12 protein-coding genes are annotated in these 13,608 nt (G+C 60.8%); 11 read left to right on the top strand and 1 reads right to left on the bottom strand.

The features are described from left to right. The first annotated feature begins 244 nt into the window (after positions 1 to 244). The 9 genes from J7557_RS19995 to J7557_RS19955 all read left to right on the top strand — a co-directional run bounded on the left by J7557_RS19995 (position 245) and on the right by J7557_RS19955 (position 10,162). Complete coding sequence (locus tag J7557_RS19995; RefSeq protein ID WP_291421956.1) at positions 245 to 856, top strand: TetR/AcrR family transcriptional regulator; 612 nt, start codon at positions 245 to 247, stop codon at positions 854 to 856. Between the two features lie 5 nt (positions 857 to 861). Beyond that, positions 862 to 1,512: a DUF4386 domain-containing protein gene (locus J7557_RS19990; protein ID WP_291421954.1), complete on the top strand. Its 651-nt coding sequence runs from the start codon at positions 862 to 864 to the stop codon at positions 1,510 to 1,512. Positions 1,513 to 1,593: 81 nt separating this feature from the next. Further along, the gene (locus tag J7557_RS19985; protein ID WP_291421952.1) at positions 1,594 to 2,547 is read left to right on the top strand and encodes a sugar-binding transcriptional regulator; all 954 of its coding nucleotides are present in this window, start codon (positions 1,594 to 1,596) and stop codon (positions 2,545 to 2,547) included. 189 nt (positions 2,548 to 2,736) lie between these two features. Continuing rightward, entirely contained in the window at positions 2,737 to 4,047 is a 1,311-nt protein-coding gene (locus J7557_RS19980) for a sugar ABC transporter substrate-binding protein (RefSeq protein WP_291421951.1), read from the top strand. Positions 4,048 to 4,282: 235 nt separating this feature from the next. After that, positions 4,283 to 5,155 (top strand): carbohydrate ABC transporter permease, encoded by an 873-nt coding sequence (locus tag J7557_RS19975; protein WP_291412504.1) that lies wholly within the window; start codon positions 4,283 to 4,285, stop codon positions 5,153 to 5,155. Between the two features lie 10 nt (positions 5,156 to 5,165). Continuing rightward, positions 5,166 to 5,996 carry a carbohydrate ABC transporter permease gene (locus tag J7557_RS19970; protein WP_291421949.1) on the top strand — a complete coding sequence of 277 codons (831 nt, stop codon included), beginning with the start codon at positions 5,166 to 5,168 and terminating at the stop codon, positions 5,994 to 5,996. 10 nt (positions 5,997 to 6,006) lie between these two features. Beyond that, positions 6,007 to 7,005: an ABC transporter ATP-binding protein gene (locus J7557_RS19965; RefSeq protein ID WP_291421947.1), complete on the top strand. Its 999-nt coding sequence runs from the start codon at positions 6,007 to 6,009 to the stop codon at positions 7,003 to 7,005. 14 nt (positions 7,006 to 7,019) lie between these two features. Further along, the gene (locus tag J7557_RS19960) at positions 7,020 to 8,495 is read left to right on the top strand and encodes a mannitol dehydrogenase family protein (RefSeq protein WP_291421946.1); all 1,476 of its coding nucleotides are present in this window, start codon (positions 7,020 to 7,022) and stop codon (positions 8,493 to 8,495) included. An 80-nt stretch (positions 8,496 to 8,575) separates the two neighbouring features. Then, the gene (locus tag J7557_RS19955; RefSeq protein WP_291421945.1) at positions 8,576 to 10,162 is read left to right on the top strand and encodes an FGGY-family carbohydrate kinase; all 1,587 of its coding nucleotides are present in this window, start codon (positions 8,576 to 8,578) and stop codon (positions 10,160 to 10,162) included. Here the strand turns inward: J7557_RS19955 and J7557_RS19950 are convergent. After that, the gene (locus tag J7557_RS19950; RefSeq protein ID WP_291421944.1) at positions 10,159 to 11,166 is read right to left on the bottom strand and encodes a LacI family DNA-binding transcriptional regulator; all 1,008 of its coding nucleotides are present in this window, start codon (positions 11,164 to 11,166) and stop codon (positions 10,159 to 10,161) included. The genes J7557_RS19955 and J7557_RS19950 overlap by 4 nt on opposite strands. Before the next feature lie 210 nt (positions 11,167 to 11,376). Here J7557_RS19950 and J7557_RS19945 point away from each other — a divergent pair, with 210 nt between their 5' ends. Then, positions 11,377 to 12,699 carry an alpha-L-fucosidase gene (locus J7557_RS19945; RefSeq protein WP_291421942.1) on the top strand — a complete coding sequence of 441 codons (1,323 nt, stop codon included), beginning with the start codon at positions 11,377 to 11,379 and terminating at the stop codon, positions 12,697 to 12,699. Between the two features lie 32 nt (positions 12,700 to 12,731). Further along, the gene (locus J7557_RS19940) at positions 12,732 to 13,517 is read left to right on the top strand and encodes a DUF4037 domain-containing protein (RefSeq protein WP_291421940.1); all 786 of its coding nucleotides are present in this window, start codon (positions 12,732 to 12,734) and stop codon (positions 13,515 to 13,517) included. The last annotated feature ends 91 nt before the right edge of the window (positions 13,518 to 13,608 follow it).

Genomic DNA, 13,608 nt, shown 5'->3' with positions numbered 1-13,608 from the left:
AGTGCGCTGCATTGCGGGAAAAGGCAATGCACACGTGTTCAATTTGCGCTTTGTGGTGCATTTCCGCCTCTGGGGCGACTGTTTGTGCCTTAGTGACCGCGTGCATGAAAATTCGCTCCATCGGGCACGGAGGCTCATCCGTCAGCCTCAAAATCCAAATTAGAGCAATTACTCCAAATATCGCTTGACGCCAGATATCGCGCGTTCTATTTGCTCTGGAGTAAATACTCTAAACGGTGTCGCTATGGCTGAGAAACCGCGGAAAACGGGTCGACAGGGAACGCGCGAGCAATTGCTCGATGTGGCCCTGGCGCTCTTCAACGAACGGGGCAGCGCAGATGTCACCACCAATCAGATCGCCGAGGCTGCTGGTCGCAGTCCCGGCAATCTTTATTATCACTTTCACGATCGCGAAGAGATCGTCCGCGACCTCTTCGGCCGGCTCGTCGGCCGCTGGGCGGAAGTCTATGCGCTGCCAGAGGGCAGGGCGCCTGATCTCAGCGATATCGAACGCATGCTTGCCGGCAATTTCGCCGCCCTTTGGGAATATCGCTTCATCTACCGCGACCTGCCGACGCTCCTGCATCGCGACGAGATCTTTCGCCGCGCCTATGCCGAAACCCGTGCTGCCGGCTTTGCCAATTTTCGGCAGCTTCTCGCCTATTTCGCCGAGGCGGGGCTGATCCATCCGCCAGCGTCGGGCGAGGATGCCGAAGAGCTTGCGAGCCTCTTGTGGCTCATCGGCGATTACTGGCTGCCCTTCGTGGAAGCGGGCAATGACGACGTGACCAAACAAAAGCTCGATCAAGGCATTACGCTTTTCCGGCGTGTGCTCAAACCCTATCTCAGGACATAACCGAAATGACCACGCTTCAGCGTTTTACCGGGCTCGCGATGATCGCGGTTCCCTTGATGTTCATGGCCGCCTTCACGGCCCTGCAAATGACCTTCGATTACCCCGGCATCCTACGCCAGCCGGCAAACGAGATTCTTGCCGGCTTCAGCGCCGGCGGAACAGGGCTGCTTGCTCTGTGGTATGTCTTCATGCTCTCCGCCCTGGCCTTTATTCCGGTCGGCGTGCTGAGCGGCCTGTGGCTCTGGGAACGCAACCGGGCGGCGGCCGCCTTTGCCGCGACCTTCGGCATTCTGGCCGGGCTCGTGCAGGGGCTGGGGCTGTTGCGCTGGGTTATCCTGGTGCCGAGCCTGGCGCAAAGCTCTGCTGATCCGGCGGTTACGCAAGCCGTCTTCGATGCTTTCCATCTTTATGCCGGGGCCGGCATCGGCGAGCATTTTGGCTATCTCTTCACCGCGCTCTGGACCATTTCGGTCGCCGCTGCGCTCTGGCATTCGCATCGCCTGGTCGCTGGGATCGGTATGGTTCTCGCCCTCGGCGTGCTCGCCGGCATGGCGGAGCCTTTTGGGTTTGCTCTGGCCGGTATCATCAACGCCGCCGCCTATACGCTCTGGGCCGTGTGGCTTGTCGTGCTCGGCATCATCATCCTGCGCGAATGATCATTCCGGGCTTTTTCCATCGATCGCGCTTGCGGCCTTGCCCTCCTTGGCCATATCGCTAGAGGCAAAAGGTGACGACACATGGCCCTGCGACAAGAGAACACTGCGAACCGGCTTGACGATGCCGCCCGCGCCGGCTGGCTCTATTATGTCGCGGGCAATACGCAGGAAGAGATCGCCGCCAAGATGGGCATTTCGCGCCAGTCGGCGCAGCGGCTCGTCTCGCTCTCGGTCAGCGAGGGGCTGATCAAGGTCCGCCTCGACCACCCTATCGGCCGCTGCATGGATCTCGGCGCGCGCCTCAAATCGCGCTTTGCACTCGATCTGGTGGAGGTGGTTCCCTCTGATCCTGCAAGCGATTCCACCACGATCGGGGTTGCCGAGGCCGGTGCCACCGAGATCGAGCGCTGGCTGGTGCGCCCCGAGCCGATCACCATGGCTATCGGTACCGGCCGCACGCTGAAAGCGGCGATCGAGCAGATCCAACCCATGGAATGCCCACAGCACAAAGTCGTGTCGCTCACCGGCAATATCGCGCCAGATGGTTCGGCTGCCTTCTACAACGTCATTTTCAACGTCGCGGATACGGTGAAAGCCCGCAGCTTTCCCATGCCCCTGCCGGTTATCGCCTCCTCGGCGGCCGAGCGTGAAATGCTGCACCGGCAGCCAATGATCAAGGCGACGGTAGCTCTCGCCGCCGAGGCCAATGTCACCTTTGTGGGTATCGGCGATCTCGGCCCCAAGGCGCCGTTGCTGCTCGACAACTTCATCTCCGAAGCCGACCACAAGATGCTGCAGAAAGCTGGGGCGGTAGGGGAAATCTGTGGCTGGTGTTTTGATGCGGAAGGGCGGCTCATCGAGGGGCTGATCAACGATCGCGTCGCCTCGGCCCCCATTCCTTCGCGCGAAGCCAGTCTCGTCGTGGGCCTCGCCATGGGCCGCCAAAAAGCGCCGGCCATCCGCGCTGCGCTCAATCGGCGCCTCGTCAATGGCGTCATTACCGACGAGCGCACCGCCGAGTCGCTGCTGGCTTAGTTCCGGGCATTCGCCCATTTGAAGCGCGTTTTGCCTAAGCGCTGTCAGCCCTGATTTTCCTGATATTCCGGGGTTGTGAGGTACGTGCGGCAGCAGTTCGCCGCGCGACCCCTATTGACATATTTGCTCGGCCAGTGAACATTTGCCCACGACAGGAGCAAAAACTCGCTTCGTCTTGGGAGGACTTCAATGAAACTGACACCCCTTTTCGTGGGCGCGATGACGCTTGCCCTCGTTGGCTCGGCTTCGGCACAGACGCTGACCATCGCCACCGTGAACAATGGCGACATGATCCGCATGCAGGGCCTGTCTTCAGCCTTCACCGAAGAGACCGGCATCCAGCTCAACTGGGTCGTGCTGGAAGAAAATACGCTGCGCCAGAACGTCACCACCGACATCGCCACCAATGGCGGCCAGTACGACATCATGACCATCGGCACCTATGAAGCGCCGATCTGGGCCAAGCAGAATTGGCTCAAGCCGCTCGATGCACTCTCTGCCGATGCCGAATATGACGTCGACGATCTGCTGCCCGCCATCCGCGGTGGCCTCTCGGTCGATGGCAAGCTCTATGCTGCCCCGTTCTATGGCGAGAGCTCCTTCATCATGTACCGCAAGGACCTGATGGAAAAAGCTGGCCTGACCATGCCCGATGCCCCGACCTGGGAATTCATCGGCGAAGCCGCCCGCGCCATGACCGATCGAGCCAATGACATCAACGGCATCTGCCTCCGCGGCAAGGCCGGCTGGGGCGAAAACATGGCCTTCCTGACGGCCATGTCCAACTCGTTCGGCGCCCGCTGGTTTGATGAAAGCTGGAAGCCGCAGTTCGATCAGCCGGAATGGAAGTCGACCCTCGACACCTATCTTTCCCTGATGGCTGATGCCGGCCCGGCCGGTGCATCGTCCAACGGTTTCAACGAAAACCTGACCCTCTTCCAGCAGGGTAAGTGCGGCATGTGGATCGACGCTACCGTCGCCGCATCCTTCGTGACCAACCCCAATGACTCGACTGTCGCTGACAAGGTCGGCTTTGCCCAGGCGCCGGACAATGGCCTTGGCAAGCGCGGCAACTGGCTCTGGGCCTGGTCGCTCGCCATTCCGGCGTCGTCGCAGAATGCCGATGCTGCCGAGCAGTTCATCAACTGGGCGACCAGCAAGGACTATCTGGCCCTTGTTGCCGAAAAGGAAGGCTGGGCCAACGTGCCTCCGGGCACCCGTACCTCGCTCTATGAAAACCCGGACTACCAGGCCGCCGCACCCTTCGCCGCGATGACCCTGGCCTCGATCGACTCCGCTGACCCGACCCATCCGACGGTCAAGCCGGTGCCCTATGTCGGCGTGCAGTTCGTGGCCATTCCCGAGTTTGCCGGTATCGGTACCAATGTCGGCCAGCTCTTCTCCGCGGCGCTTGCCGGCCAAATGTCGGCCGACGACGCCCTGGCGCAGGCCCAGGAAGCGACGACGCGCGATATGACCCGCGCAGGTTACATCAAATAAACCTCCCGAGGACTGCCGCCCGACCGATTGAACCCCTCTATCGGCCGGGCGGGTTTTTCCAAAAAGCCTTGCCTGCCCAAAAGCCAAATCAAATCACCGGGTCATTCCCGCGAAAGCGGGAACCTCCGTTCCGGCGCGGAGAAAACAGGGGTTCGCGCGTTCGCGGGAATGACACCGTGGCTTCGGTCACGACGAGACCGTGGCTTTGGCCACGCCGGGAGGAAGTCACAAAACAATGGCCACCAAACAAACCCGCGCCCTGGCGCGCACCATGATGGCGCCTGCCGTTATCGTGCTCTTCATCTGGATGATCGTGCCACTGGTCATGACCCTGTGGTTCTCGTTCCAGAACTATAGCCTCATCAATCCAATGATGACGGGCTTCGCCGGCTGGGCCAATTATGTCTATGTCATCGGCGACCCGAGTTTCACCCAGTCGCTGATCAATACGCTCATCCTCGTCGGTGGCGTTCTGCTGATCACCATTGTCGGCGGCACGTTCCTCGCCCTGCTGCTCGATCAGCCGATCTGGGGGCAGGGGATTTTGCGTATCCTCGTCATCTCCCCCTTCTTCGTCATGCCGCCCGTCGCGGCGCTGATCTGGAAGAACGGCTTCATGCATCCGGGCTACGGTATGCTCGGACACCTCTGGAAATTCTTCGGCCTGCAGCCGGTCGACTGGTTTAACCAATATCCGCTGTTTTCGGTCATCGTCATCGTCGCCTGGCAGTGGCTGCCATTCGCGACCCTGATCCTGCTCACGGCCCTGCAGTCGCTCTCGGAAGAGCAGCGCGAAGCGGCCGAAATGGATGGCGCCAATGCGGTCAATCGCTTCCGCTACATCATCATGCCGCATATGGCGCGGGCGATCACCATCGTCATCCTGATCCAGACGATCTTCCTTTTGGGCATCTTTGCCGAAATCCGCGTCACCACTGGCGGCGGCCCTGGCTATGCCTCGACCAATATCGCCTTCCTCGTTTTCCGCACCGGTATCCTGTCGAACGACATCGGCGCCGGTTCCGCGGGTGGCGTGGTGGCCGTCATCATCGCCAATATCGTCGCCATCTTCCTGATGCGCGCCGTCGGCAAGAACCTCGACGCGTAAGGAGAACACCATGGCCCGCCGCGTCTCCACCTCCACCAAAGTCGGCTTCACCGTCCTCGCCTGGGCGGTGGCCCTCCTGCTGTTCTCGCCGATCCTCTGGACAGTACTCACCGCCTTCAAGACCGAGGCGGAAGCAATCGCCTCGCAGCCGACCTTCTTCCCGCAGAATTTTACGCTCGAAAACTTTGGGGCGGTGCAGGATCGGTCGGACTATTTCAAGCACGCGATCAATTCGATCATCGTGTCCTTCGGCTCGACCATTCTAGGCCTGATCATCGCCATCCCGGCTGCCTGGTCCATGGCCTTCGCGCCATCGAAGCGCACCAAGGACATCCTGATGTGGATGCTGTCCACCAAGATGATGCCAGCGGTGGGTGTGTTGATCCCGATCTACCTGATCTTCCGCGATCTCAGGCTGCTCGACACGGTTCATGGCCTGACGCTGATCATGACCCTGATCAACCTGCCGATCATCGTCTGGATGCTCTACACCTATTTCAAGGAAATCCCGGTCGACATTCTCGAAGCGGCCCGCATGGACGGCGCTGAACTCTGGAACGAGATCACCCACGTGCTCGTGCCCATGGCCGTGCCTGGCATTGCATCGACCCTGCTGCTCAATGTGATCCTCGCCTGGAACGAAGCCTTCTGGACGATCACGCTGACCTCGGGCCGCGCCGGCACCTTGACCGCTTTCATCTCATCCTTCTCGTCGCCGCAGGGCCTGTTCCTCGCAAAACTCTCCGCTGCCTCGCTCCTCGCCATCGCCCCGATCCTGCTGCTCGGCTGGTTCAGCCAGAAACAGCTCGTCCGCGGCCTGACGTTTGGCGCAGTGAAATAAGGACTGAAAAATGGGCTCTATCACCCTCGAACACGTCAACAAGTCCTTCGGCGAAGTCCAGGTCATTCCGGACATTTCGCTCGACATCAAGGATGGCGAATTCGTCGTCTTCGTCGGTCCCTCGGGCTGCGGCAAATCCACCTTGCTGCGCCTGATCGCCGGCCTCGAAGACACCACCTCCGGCACGATCAAGCTCGATGGTCAGGACGTCACCGACGCCCCGCCCGCCCGGCGTGGCCTCGCCATGGTCTTTCAGTCCTATGCGCTCTATCCGCACATGACCGTCAGGGACAACATCGCCTTCCCGCTGAAGATGGCGAAGATGCCGCAAGCCGAAATCGACAAGAAAGTCGACTACGCTGCGCGCACCCTGAACCTTGCGTCGTATCTCGATCGCCGCCCGCGCGCCCTTTCCGGCGGCCAGCGCCAGCGCGTCGCCATCGGCCGCGCCATCGTGCGCGAGCCCAAGGCGTTCCTTTTCGACGAACCCCTGTCGAACCTCGACGCGGCCCTCCGCGTCAACATGCGCCTCGAAATCACCGAACTGCACCAGCAGCTCAAGACCACGATGATCTACGTGACCCACGACCAGGTCGAGGCCATGACCATGGCCGACCGCATCGTGGTGCTCAATGCCGGCAATGTCGAACAGTTCGGCTCCCCGCTCGATCTCTACAAGAAGCCCGCCAACCGCTTCGTCGCCGGTTTCATTGGCTCGCCCAAGATGAACTTTGTCGATGGCCCTGAAGCGACCAAGCATGGTGCCCATTCCATCGGCGTGCGCCCCGAGCACTTCAAGCTTTCGACCACCGAAGGCGCCTGGAAGGGCACGGTCGGCGTCGCCGAACAGCTCGGCTCCGACACCTTCCTCCACGTCCAGACCGATGGCTTGGGCCTGATGACCATCCGCACCGACGGCGATCAGACTTTCAAGCACGGCGACGTCGTCTGGCTTACGCCTGATCCGACCCGCATCTATAAGTTCGACGCCGCCGGGAAGGCGATCTGAAAGACACAAGTGCCATGACCACCAAGCTCTCCGCCGCCAATCTCGACGCCATCAAATCCGCCGCGGTCCCGCATTATCGCCGCGCCGATCTCACTCCCGGCATCGTCCATTTCGGCGTGGGCAATTTTCATCGTGCCCATCAGGCAGTCTATCTCGACGCGCTCTTTAATCTAGGGGAGGGCCGCGACTGGGCCCTTATCGGCGCAGGTGTGCGCGAGACCGACGAAGCCATGCGCCAAAAGCTCATGGGCCAGGATTGGCTGACCACCGTCGTCGAGCAGGAAGCCGACAGCAGTTCAGCACACGTCACGGGTGTGATGATCGACTATCTCAAACCCGGCGACAGCGCTGCCGTCATCGCCAAACTCGCCGACCCAGCCATCCGTATCGTCTCGCTGACGATCACCGAGGGCGGCTACTACATCGATCCGGCGAGCCAAAAATTCGATCCGAAACATCCCGACATCGCCTATGACGCCGCGCATTTCGACACGCCCAAAACCGCCTTTGGCCTGATCCTCGCCGGTCTCGTTGCGCGGAAAAACGCCGGCCTGCAGCCCTTCACCGTCATGAGCTGCGACAATATCCCCGGCAATGGTCACGTCACCGAAAACGCCGTCGCCGGCCTCGCCGCCCTGATCGACTCCGCGCTCGCCGCCTGGGTGAAATCTTCGGTCGCTTTCCCGAACGGCATGGTCGACCGCATCACCCCCGCGACCTCCGATCGCGAGAAGAAACTCCTCGCCGACAATTTCGGTATCGACGACGCCTGGCCGGTCTTTTGCGAAAACTTCAAGCAGTGGGTGCTCGAAGACAATTTTCCTGCCGGTCGTCCGGCGCTGGAAAAGGTCGGTGTCCAATTCGTTCCCGACGTCGCGCCCTATGAACATATGAAGATCCGCATCCTCAATGGCGGCCATGCGACCATCGCTTATCCGGCCGGGCTCATGGATATCCACTTCGTCCATGAGGCGATGGAGAACCCACTGGTCGCCGCCTTCCTCAAGAAGGTTGAGACCGAAGAGATCATTCCGGTCGTGCCGCCGGTGCCCGATACGGACCTCAACGACTATCTCGCGCTCTGCGAAAAGCGCTTCGCAAATCCCAAGATCGGCGACACGATCCGGCGCCTCTGCCTCGATGGCTCAAATCGTCAACCGAAGTTTATCATTCCCTCGGCCATGGACAGGGTCAATGCTAACAGTCTGCTAACCGGACTGGCACTCGTGAGCGCCCTTTGGTGCCGCTATTGCTATGGCACGACCGACAGCGGCGCGGTGATCGAACCGAACGATCCGAACTGGGATCGCCTCACGGCCCAATCGAAGAAAGCCAAGGAAAATCCGGCCGCCTGGCTCGAAATGGCAGACATTTACGGCGACCTCGCCAAGGCCCCCAGTTTCATCGCCGCCTTTACTAAGTCCTTGAATTTTCTGTGGACGCAGGGGACGGAGGCCACGCTCGAAGCCTATCTGGCTGATCGACTTTAGCCAGACAGCTCGGGCGTGGCCCCTAGCTCATCGCCACGCCTTCCGCTAAGGTCCCGCCGGGACCGAGAAGAGAGGGCGGCGTGTCGCAAAACCTCCTGGTGGGAGTGGACGTAGGAACCGGCAGTGCCCGGGCTGGCGTATTCACGCGTGATGGCAAACTATTGGGCCGCCACGAAAATCCGATCCTCATGCGGCGCACCGACGCCAATTTTGCCGAGCATGACAGCGAGGATATTTGGGTTTCCGTCTGCCTCGCCGTCCGCGCCGCCATGGCCGAAGCCAAGGCCGACCCGGCCGATGTCGCCGGCATCGGTTTCGACGCCACCTGTTCCCTTGTCGTCCGCGATATCAAGGGCGCTCCGGTCACCGTCTCAAAAGACGGAGAAGATCGTTGGGATACAATAGTTTGGCTCGATCACCGGGCCCTTGAAGAGGCCGATGAATGCACCCGCACCGGTCACGAAGTGCTCCACTATGCCGGCGGCGTCATGTCTCCGGAAATGGAAGTGCCCAAGCTCATGTGGCTCAAGCGCAACCTGCCCAAAAGCTGGGCCCGCGCCGGCCAGATGTTTGATCTTGCTGACTTTTTGTCCTGGAAGGCCACCGGCTCGCTGGCCCGTTCGCAATCGACCCTGACCTGTAAATGGACCTATCTCGGTCATCGCAGTCCCGGCTGGCAGCAGGATTTTCTGCAGCTGGTTGGCCTCGACGATCTCATTGAAAAGGCTGCACTTCCAGAAGTGGCTAGCCCGGTTGGCGACGATCTCGGCCCGCTGACCGAAGTCGCCGCCACCCAGCTTGGCCTCACCACGAATTGCCACGTCGGCGCTGGTCTCATCGACGCCCATGCCGGTGCACTAGGCGTGCTTGGCGCCTTCGCGCCTGACGTTGACACCATCGACCGCCATCTGGCGCTGATCGCCGGAACATCGAGCTGTGTCATGGCTTTATCGGCGGAAGATCGTCCGACGACCGGCGTTTGGGGGCCGTATTTCGGGGCCGTTCTGCCGGGCGTCTGGCTCAATGAGGGTGGTCAATCGGCGACGGGAGCGCTGCTCGATCATATCATCCGCTGGCACGGGGCAGGGGGCGAGCCGACGCGCGAGCGGCATCTGGCGATCTGTCGTCGGGTCATGGAATTGCGCGAGGTCGAAGGTCTGTCGCTCGCTAACCGCTTGCATGTACTGCCAGATTTTCATGGCAATCGTTCGCCGCTGGGTGATCCGTTTGCGCTCGGCGTGATTTCAGGCCTGACGCTCGACAGTGATTTTGACTCGTTATGCCGTCTCTATTGGCGGACCTGCGTTTCGATTGCGCTCGGTGTTCGGCATATTCTGGAGACGCTGAACACGCGCGGCTATGCGATCGACACGCTCCACATCACCGGCGGACACACGAAAAACCCTTTGTTGATGGAGCTTTACGCCGACGCTACCGGTTGCACGGTGGTGGAGCCTTTGACGCCGGATGCGACCCTATTGGGGATGGCCATGGTAGCGGCGAATGCGGCGGGGATTTATTCGAGCCTGGATCAGGCTTGCCTTGCCATGCAGCAGGGTGGGACGTCGCGGGCGCCCAATGCGGCGGCGCGGGGGCAGTTTGATCGGGATTATCGGATTTTCCTGGAAATGCTCAGGCAGCGCCAGGCCATCGACGCAATGAGCTAGATCCGGCGGCAGGAGTTTCCGGGGACGAATTTCGGAGCAAGAACAAAGTCTTGCGCGGGTTCGTTGCTGGCGTCCGGGTCGGTGATGCGGTGTAGCAGGCGGCGGGCGATGATGTTGCCGAGCTGGAGCGTGTCCTGCACCACCATGGTGATGCGCGGGGTTATGACACTGCTCCATTGGACATTGTCGATCATGGCCAACGAGATGTCATCGGGGCACGAAAAGCCTAACTCCTGCATGGCCTGGAGTGCCGCTAATGCTACCGCATTGTTAGCACCGAGAATGGCAGTTGGGCGTTCTGGTTGGATTAGGAGACGCATGGCGGCTTCATAGCCGGCCGAGCGGGTGAACTGGCCGTCGACGACATAGTTGGGGTTCACTTCGACGCCGGCACTGGCCATGGTTTCGACGAAACCGCGATAGCGCTCAGAAGCCGTATTCATATGCTGCGGGCCAGCGATGAAGGCGATGCGACGGTGGCCGAGTTGCAGGAGATGTTCGGTCAACATCGCGCCGGCGAGGAAGTTGTCGGAGCCGACGAAGTCGCGCTCGATGCCGGCGACCTTCTGGTCGAAACAGACCATAGGGACTTTGATCGACTCCACGAATTTCACATAGTCGGGGCCGAAGCTTGAGGGGGCGAGGGCGAGGCCGGCGATCTTGAGGCCGATCAGGTGCTCGATGAGGTCGCGTTCCCTGTCGGTCTTGCCCGAGGAGTCGGTGATGAGGACGAAGTGCTCGTGTTCGAGCGCGTAGTTTTCGAGTTCGCGACGGATGTCGCCGAAGAAGGGGTTGCCGACATTGCCGACGACGAAGCCGATCATGCGGCTGCGGCCGCGGGCTAGACTCTGGGCCAATGGGTCCGCGACATAGCCGACCGCGGCCGCGGCGCTGCGGATTCTTTCAAGCGTGCGGGGGCTGACGCGCCCCGGGCTGCTGAAGGCCAAAGAGACTGTCGAAACAGACACTTCCGCGATTTTGGCGACATCTCTGATCGTTGCCATCGGTCTCTTTTCGAACCGTTTCTATGCCTCGCACACCGGGCTGAGGCACGCTCCTCATTAACATTTCTCTCGCGATACCTAGCATTTGCTGTGTTTTGCGCAACGAAAATATTACTTTTGCAGGCCTCTGTCGGCAGGGGTTGACATCAAGGCTGCATGAATCAAGGATGATGATCGAACCGGTTCGATAAAGTCGGTAAGGAGGAAAAATTGGATAGCGCTCATACAATCAGCGGCAGTGCAGGCTTGGTGGACGGCAAGGCCTGGTTCCCCCAAGACCGCTTTGGCATGTTCATTCACTTCGGGCTCTATGCGCTCGCCGCCCGCCATGAATGGGTGCAGCACCGGGAGGAGATTTCTCCCGAGAACTATCGGAAATATTTCGAGAATTTTGATCCCGACCTCTACGATCCCAAGGAATGGGCGCGGCGGGCGCGCGAGGCGGGGATGAAGTATGTGGTGCTGACCGCCAAGCATCATGAAGGCTTCTGCCTTTGGGACAGCAAGTTCACCGACTACAAGGCGACCAACACGCCCTATGGCAAGGACCTGCTGAAGGCTTATGTCGAAGCGTTCCGGGCGGAGGGGCTCAAGGTCGGCTTCTACTACTCGCTGATCGACTGGCACCACCCGCAGTTCCCGATCGACGGCATTCATCCGCTGCGCAACCATGCCGATGCGCTTGAGATGAACAAGACGCGCGATGTCCGGCAATATGCCGAATACATGCGCAACCAGGTGACGGAACTGCTGACCGGGTTCGGTGAGATCTCGGTGATCTGGTTCGACTTCTCCTATCCCAACCGTGAACATCGCGGCATGCCGGGCAAGGGGCGCAATGACTGGGAAAGCGAAGAGCTGATCGGTCTGGTGCGCAAGCTGCAGCCCAATATCATCGTTGGCGACCGTCTCGATCTGCCGACCGACGGGAATTTCCCCAAAGACCTGGCAACGCCGGAGCAGTATACGCCGCGCGTCGCGCCGACCATCAATGGTCAGCCGGTGCGCTGGGAAGTCTGCCACACGCTGTCCGGTTCGTGGGGTTATCACCGCGACGAGGGGACCTGGAAGGATGCGGGGCAGCTCATCAATATCCTCGTCGATACCGTGGCGCTCGGCGGCAACCTTCTTATGAATGTCGGACCGACGGCCCGAGGCACGTTCGACGCGCGCGCCAACAAGGCACTCGCGACCTATGGCGAGTGGATGGACGTCAATTCGCGTTCGATCTACGGCGCCGGTCCTTCGGAGTTCAAGGCGCCGAACGGCACCAAGTTCACCCAGAAGGGCAATCGCCTCTATCTGCATCTGCAGAACTGGCCGTTCCGCCACGTCCACATCGAAGGGCTGGGGCGCAAGGTGAAGTATGCGCAGTTCCTGCATGATGCGAGCGAGATCCATTGGCTCGATCCCGATGCCGAAGTCGACTCCAATATCGGTGTCGCGGTTGGCGACGGCATTCTTACCCTGGAACTGCCGGTGCTGAAGCCGGACGTGGTTTCGCCTGTCGTCGAACTGTTCCTCAAGGATTGAGTGGGGTTCAGACCAGAAGACCGGTTAGCACCATGAACCAGGAAGCCGAGCTCATCGCAGCAATGGCGCCGCTTATTGCGGACCTGGCCGAGAACGGCAGGGGCGCAGTCGCCCTTGCCGGATCGCGCGGCAAGGGTCGGGCAGACTCGCAGTCGGACTATGACTTCCGCGTCTATGCCGATGCCTATCGCGGGCCGGACATCGAAAGCACGCCGCAGTGGCGCCGGTTTGAAGAAACCATGCGCCATTGGGAAGAAAAGGGCTTTCGCATGGATGGGGTCTGGATGCGCTCCTATGCGGGCGTGCATCGCGATCTCGCGGCCTGGATCGACGGAGCGCCGGTCGAAAAGAGCTTTGAGTGGACCATCTGGGGCTACCACCTGCCGACCGATCTCGCGAGCCAGCAGATCGTTGCCGATCCCGACGGCGTGCTGGCGGGATGGAAGATGCAGTTGGTCTCCTATCCCGAAGCGCTGCGGCAGGCAGTGCTTCGGCAATATCGGGAAATCCTCGCCTATTGGGCGCAGGACTACCATTACCAAAGCAAGGTGGAGCGGCGGGATCTCGTCTTTCTCGTCGGGCTCAGCGGTAAGCTCGCCAATGCGATCCTGCAGGTCGTCTTCGCCTTCAACCGCGTCTATTACCCCGGCGACGGCTGGAACCTGCCCATGGCGGCGGAGCTCGAATACCTGCCGCCGGACTTTATCCCGCGCATGACACAGATGCTGGAGCTGGGCGGCGATGCCGATGCCTGGCGGCGGCAGCGCGCCGAATTCATCGCCATGGTCAAGGACCTGGAGGTGTTACTCGCGGCCTGAAACGGCCGTCCAACCGCCCGACCAGCCGGGGCCCAAGAACTCCGGAACGACCGAATTTGCCCATCAACCTGTAGTTACTGAGGAGAGACTA

Origin of the sequence: Devosia sp. (genome assembly GCF_017744655.1) — a bacterium.
Taxonomy (GTDB): Bacteria; Pseudomonadota; Alphaproteobacteria; order Rhizobiales; family Devosiaceae; genus Devosia.
Note: the sequence above shows the minus strand (reverse complement) of the source record. Positions and strands in the feature narration are given on the sequence as shown.

Excerpts from the sequence above, each read along its gene's own strand:
- J7557_RS19970 (WP_291421949.1), top strand. The coding sequence starts at position 5,166 with ATGGCCCGCCGCGTCTCCACCTCCACCAAAGTCGGCTTCACCGTCCTC.
- J7557_RS19985 (WP_291421952.1), top strand. The coding sequence starts at position 1,594 with ATGGCCCTGCGACAAGAGAACACTGCGAACCGGCTTGACGATGCCGCC.
- J7557_RS19965 (WP_291421947.1), top strand. The coding sequence starts at position 6,007 with ATGGGCTCTATCACCCTCGAACACGTCAACAAGTCCTTCGGCGAAGTC.
- J7557_RS19960 (WP_291421946.1), top strand. The coding sequence starts at position 7,020 with ATGACCACCAAGCTCTCCGCCGCCAATCTCGACGCCATCAAATCCGCC.
- J7557_RS19950 (WP_291421944.1), bottom strand. The coding sequence starts at position 11,166 with ATGGCAACGATCAGAGATGTCGCCAAAATCGCGGAAGTGTCTGTTTCG.
- J7557_RS19990 (WP_291421954.1), top strand. The coding sequence starts at position 862 with ATGACCACGCTTCAGCGTTTTACCGGGCTCGCGATGATCGCGGTTCCC.
- J7557_RS19975 (WP_291412504.1), top strand. The coding sequence starts at position 4,283 with ATGGCCACCAAACAAACCCGCGCCCTGGCGCGCACCATGATGGCGCCT.
- J7557_RS19995 (WP_291421956.1), top strand. The coding sequence starts at position 245 with ATGGCTGAGAAACCGCGGAAAACGGGTCGACAGGGAACGCGCGAGCAA.
- J7557_RS19980 (WP_291421951.1), top strand. The coding sequence starts at position 2,737 with ATGAAACTGACACCCCTTTTCGTGGGCGCGATGACGCTTGCCCTCGTT.
- J7557_RS19940 (WP_291421940.1), top strand. The coding sequence starts at position 12,732 with ATGAACCAGGAAGCCGAGCTCATCGCAGCAATGGCGCCGCTTATTGCG.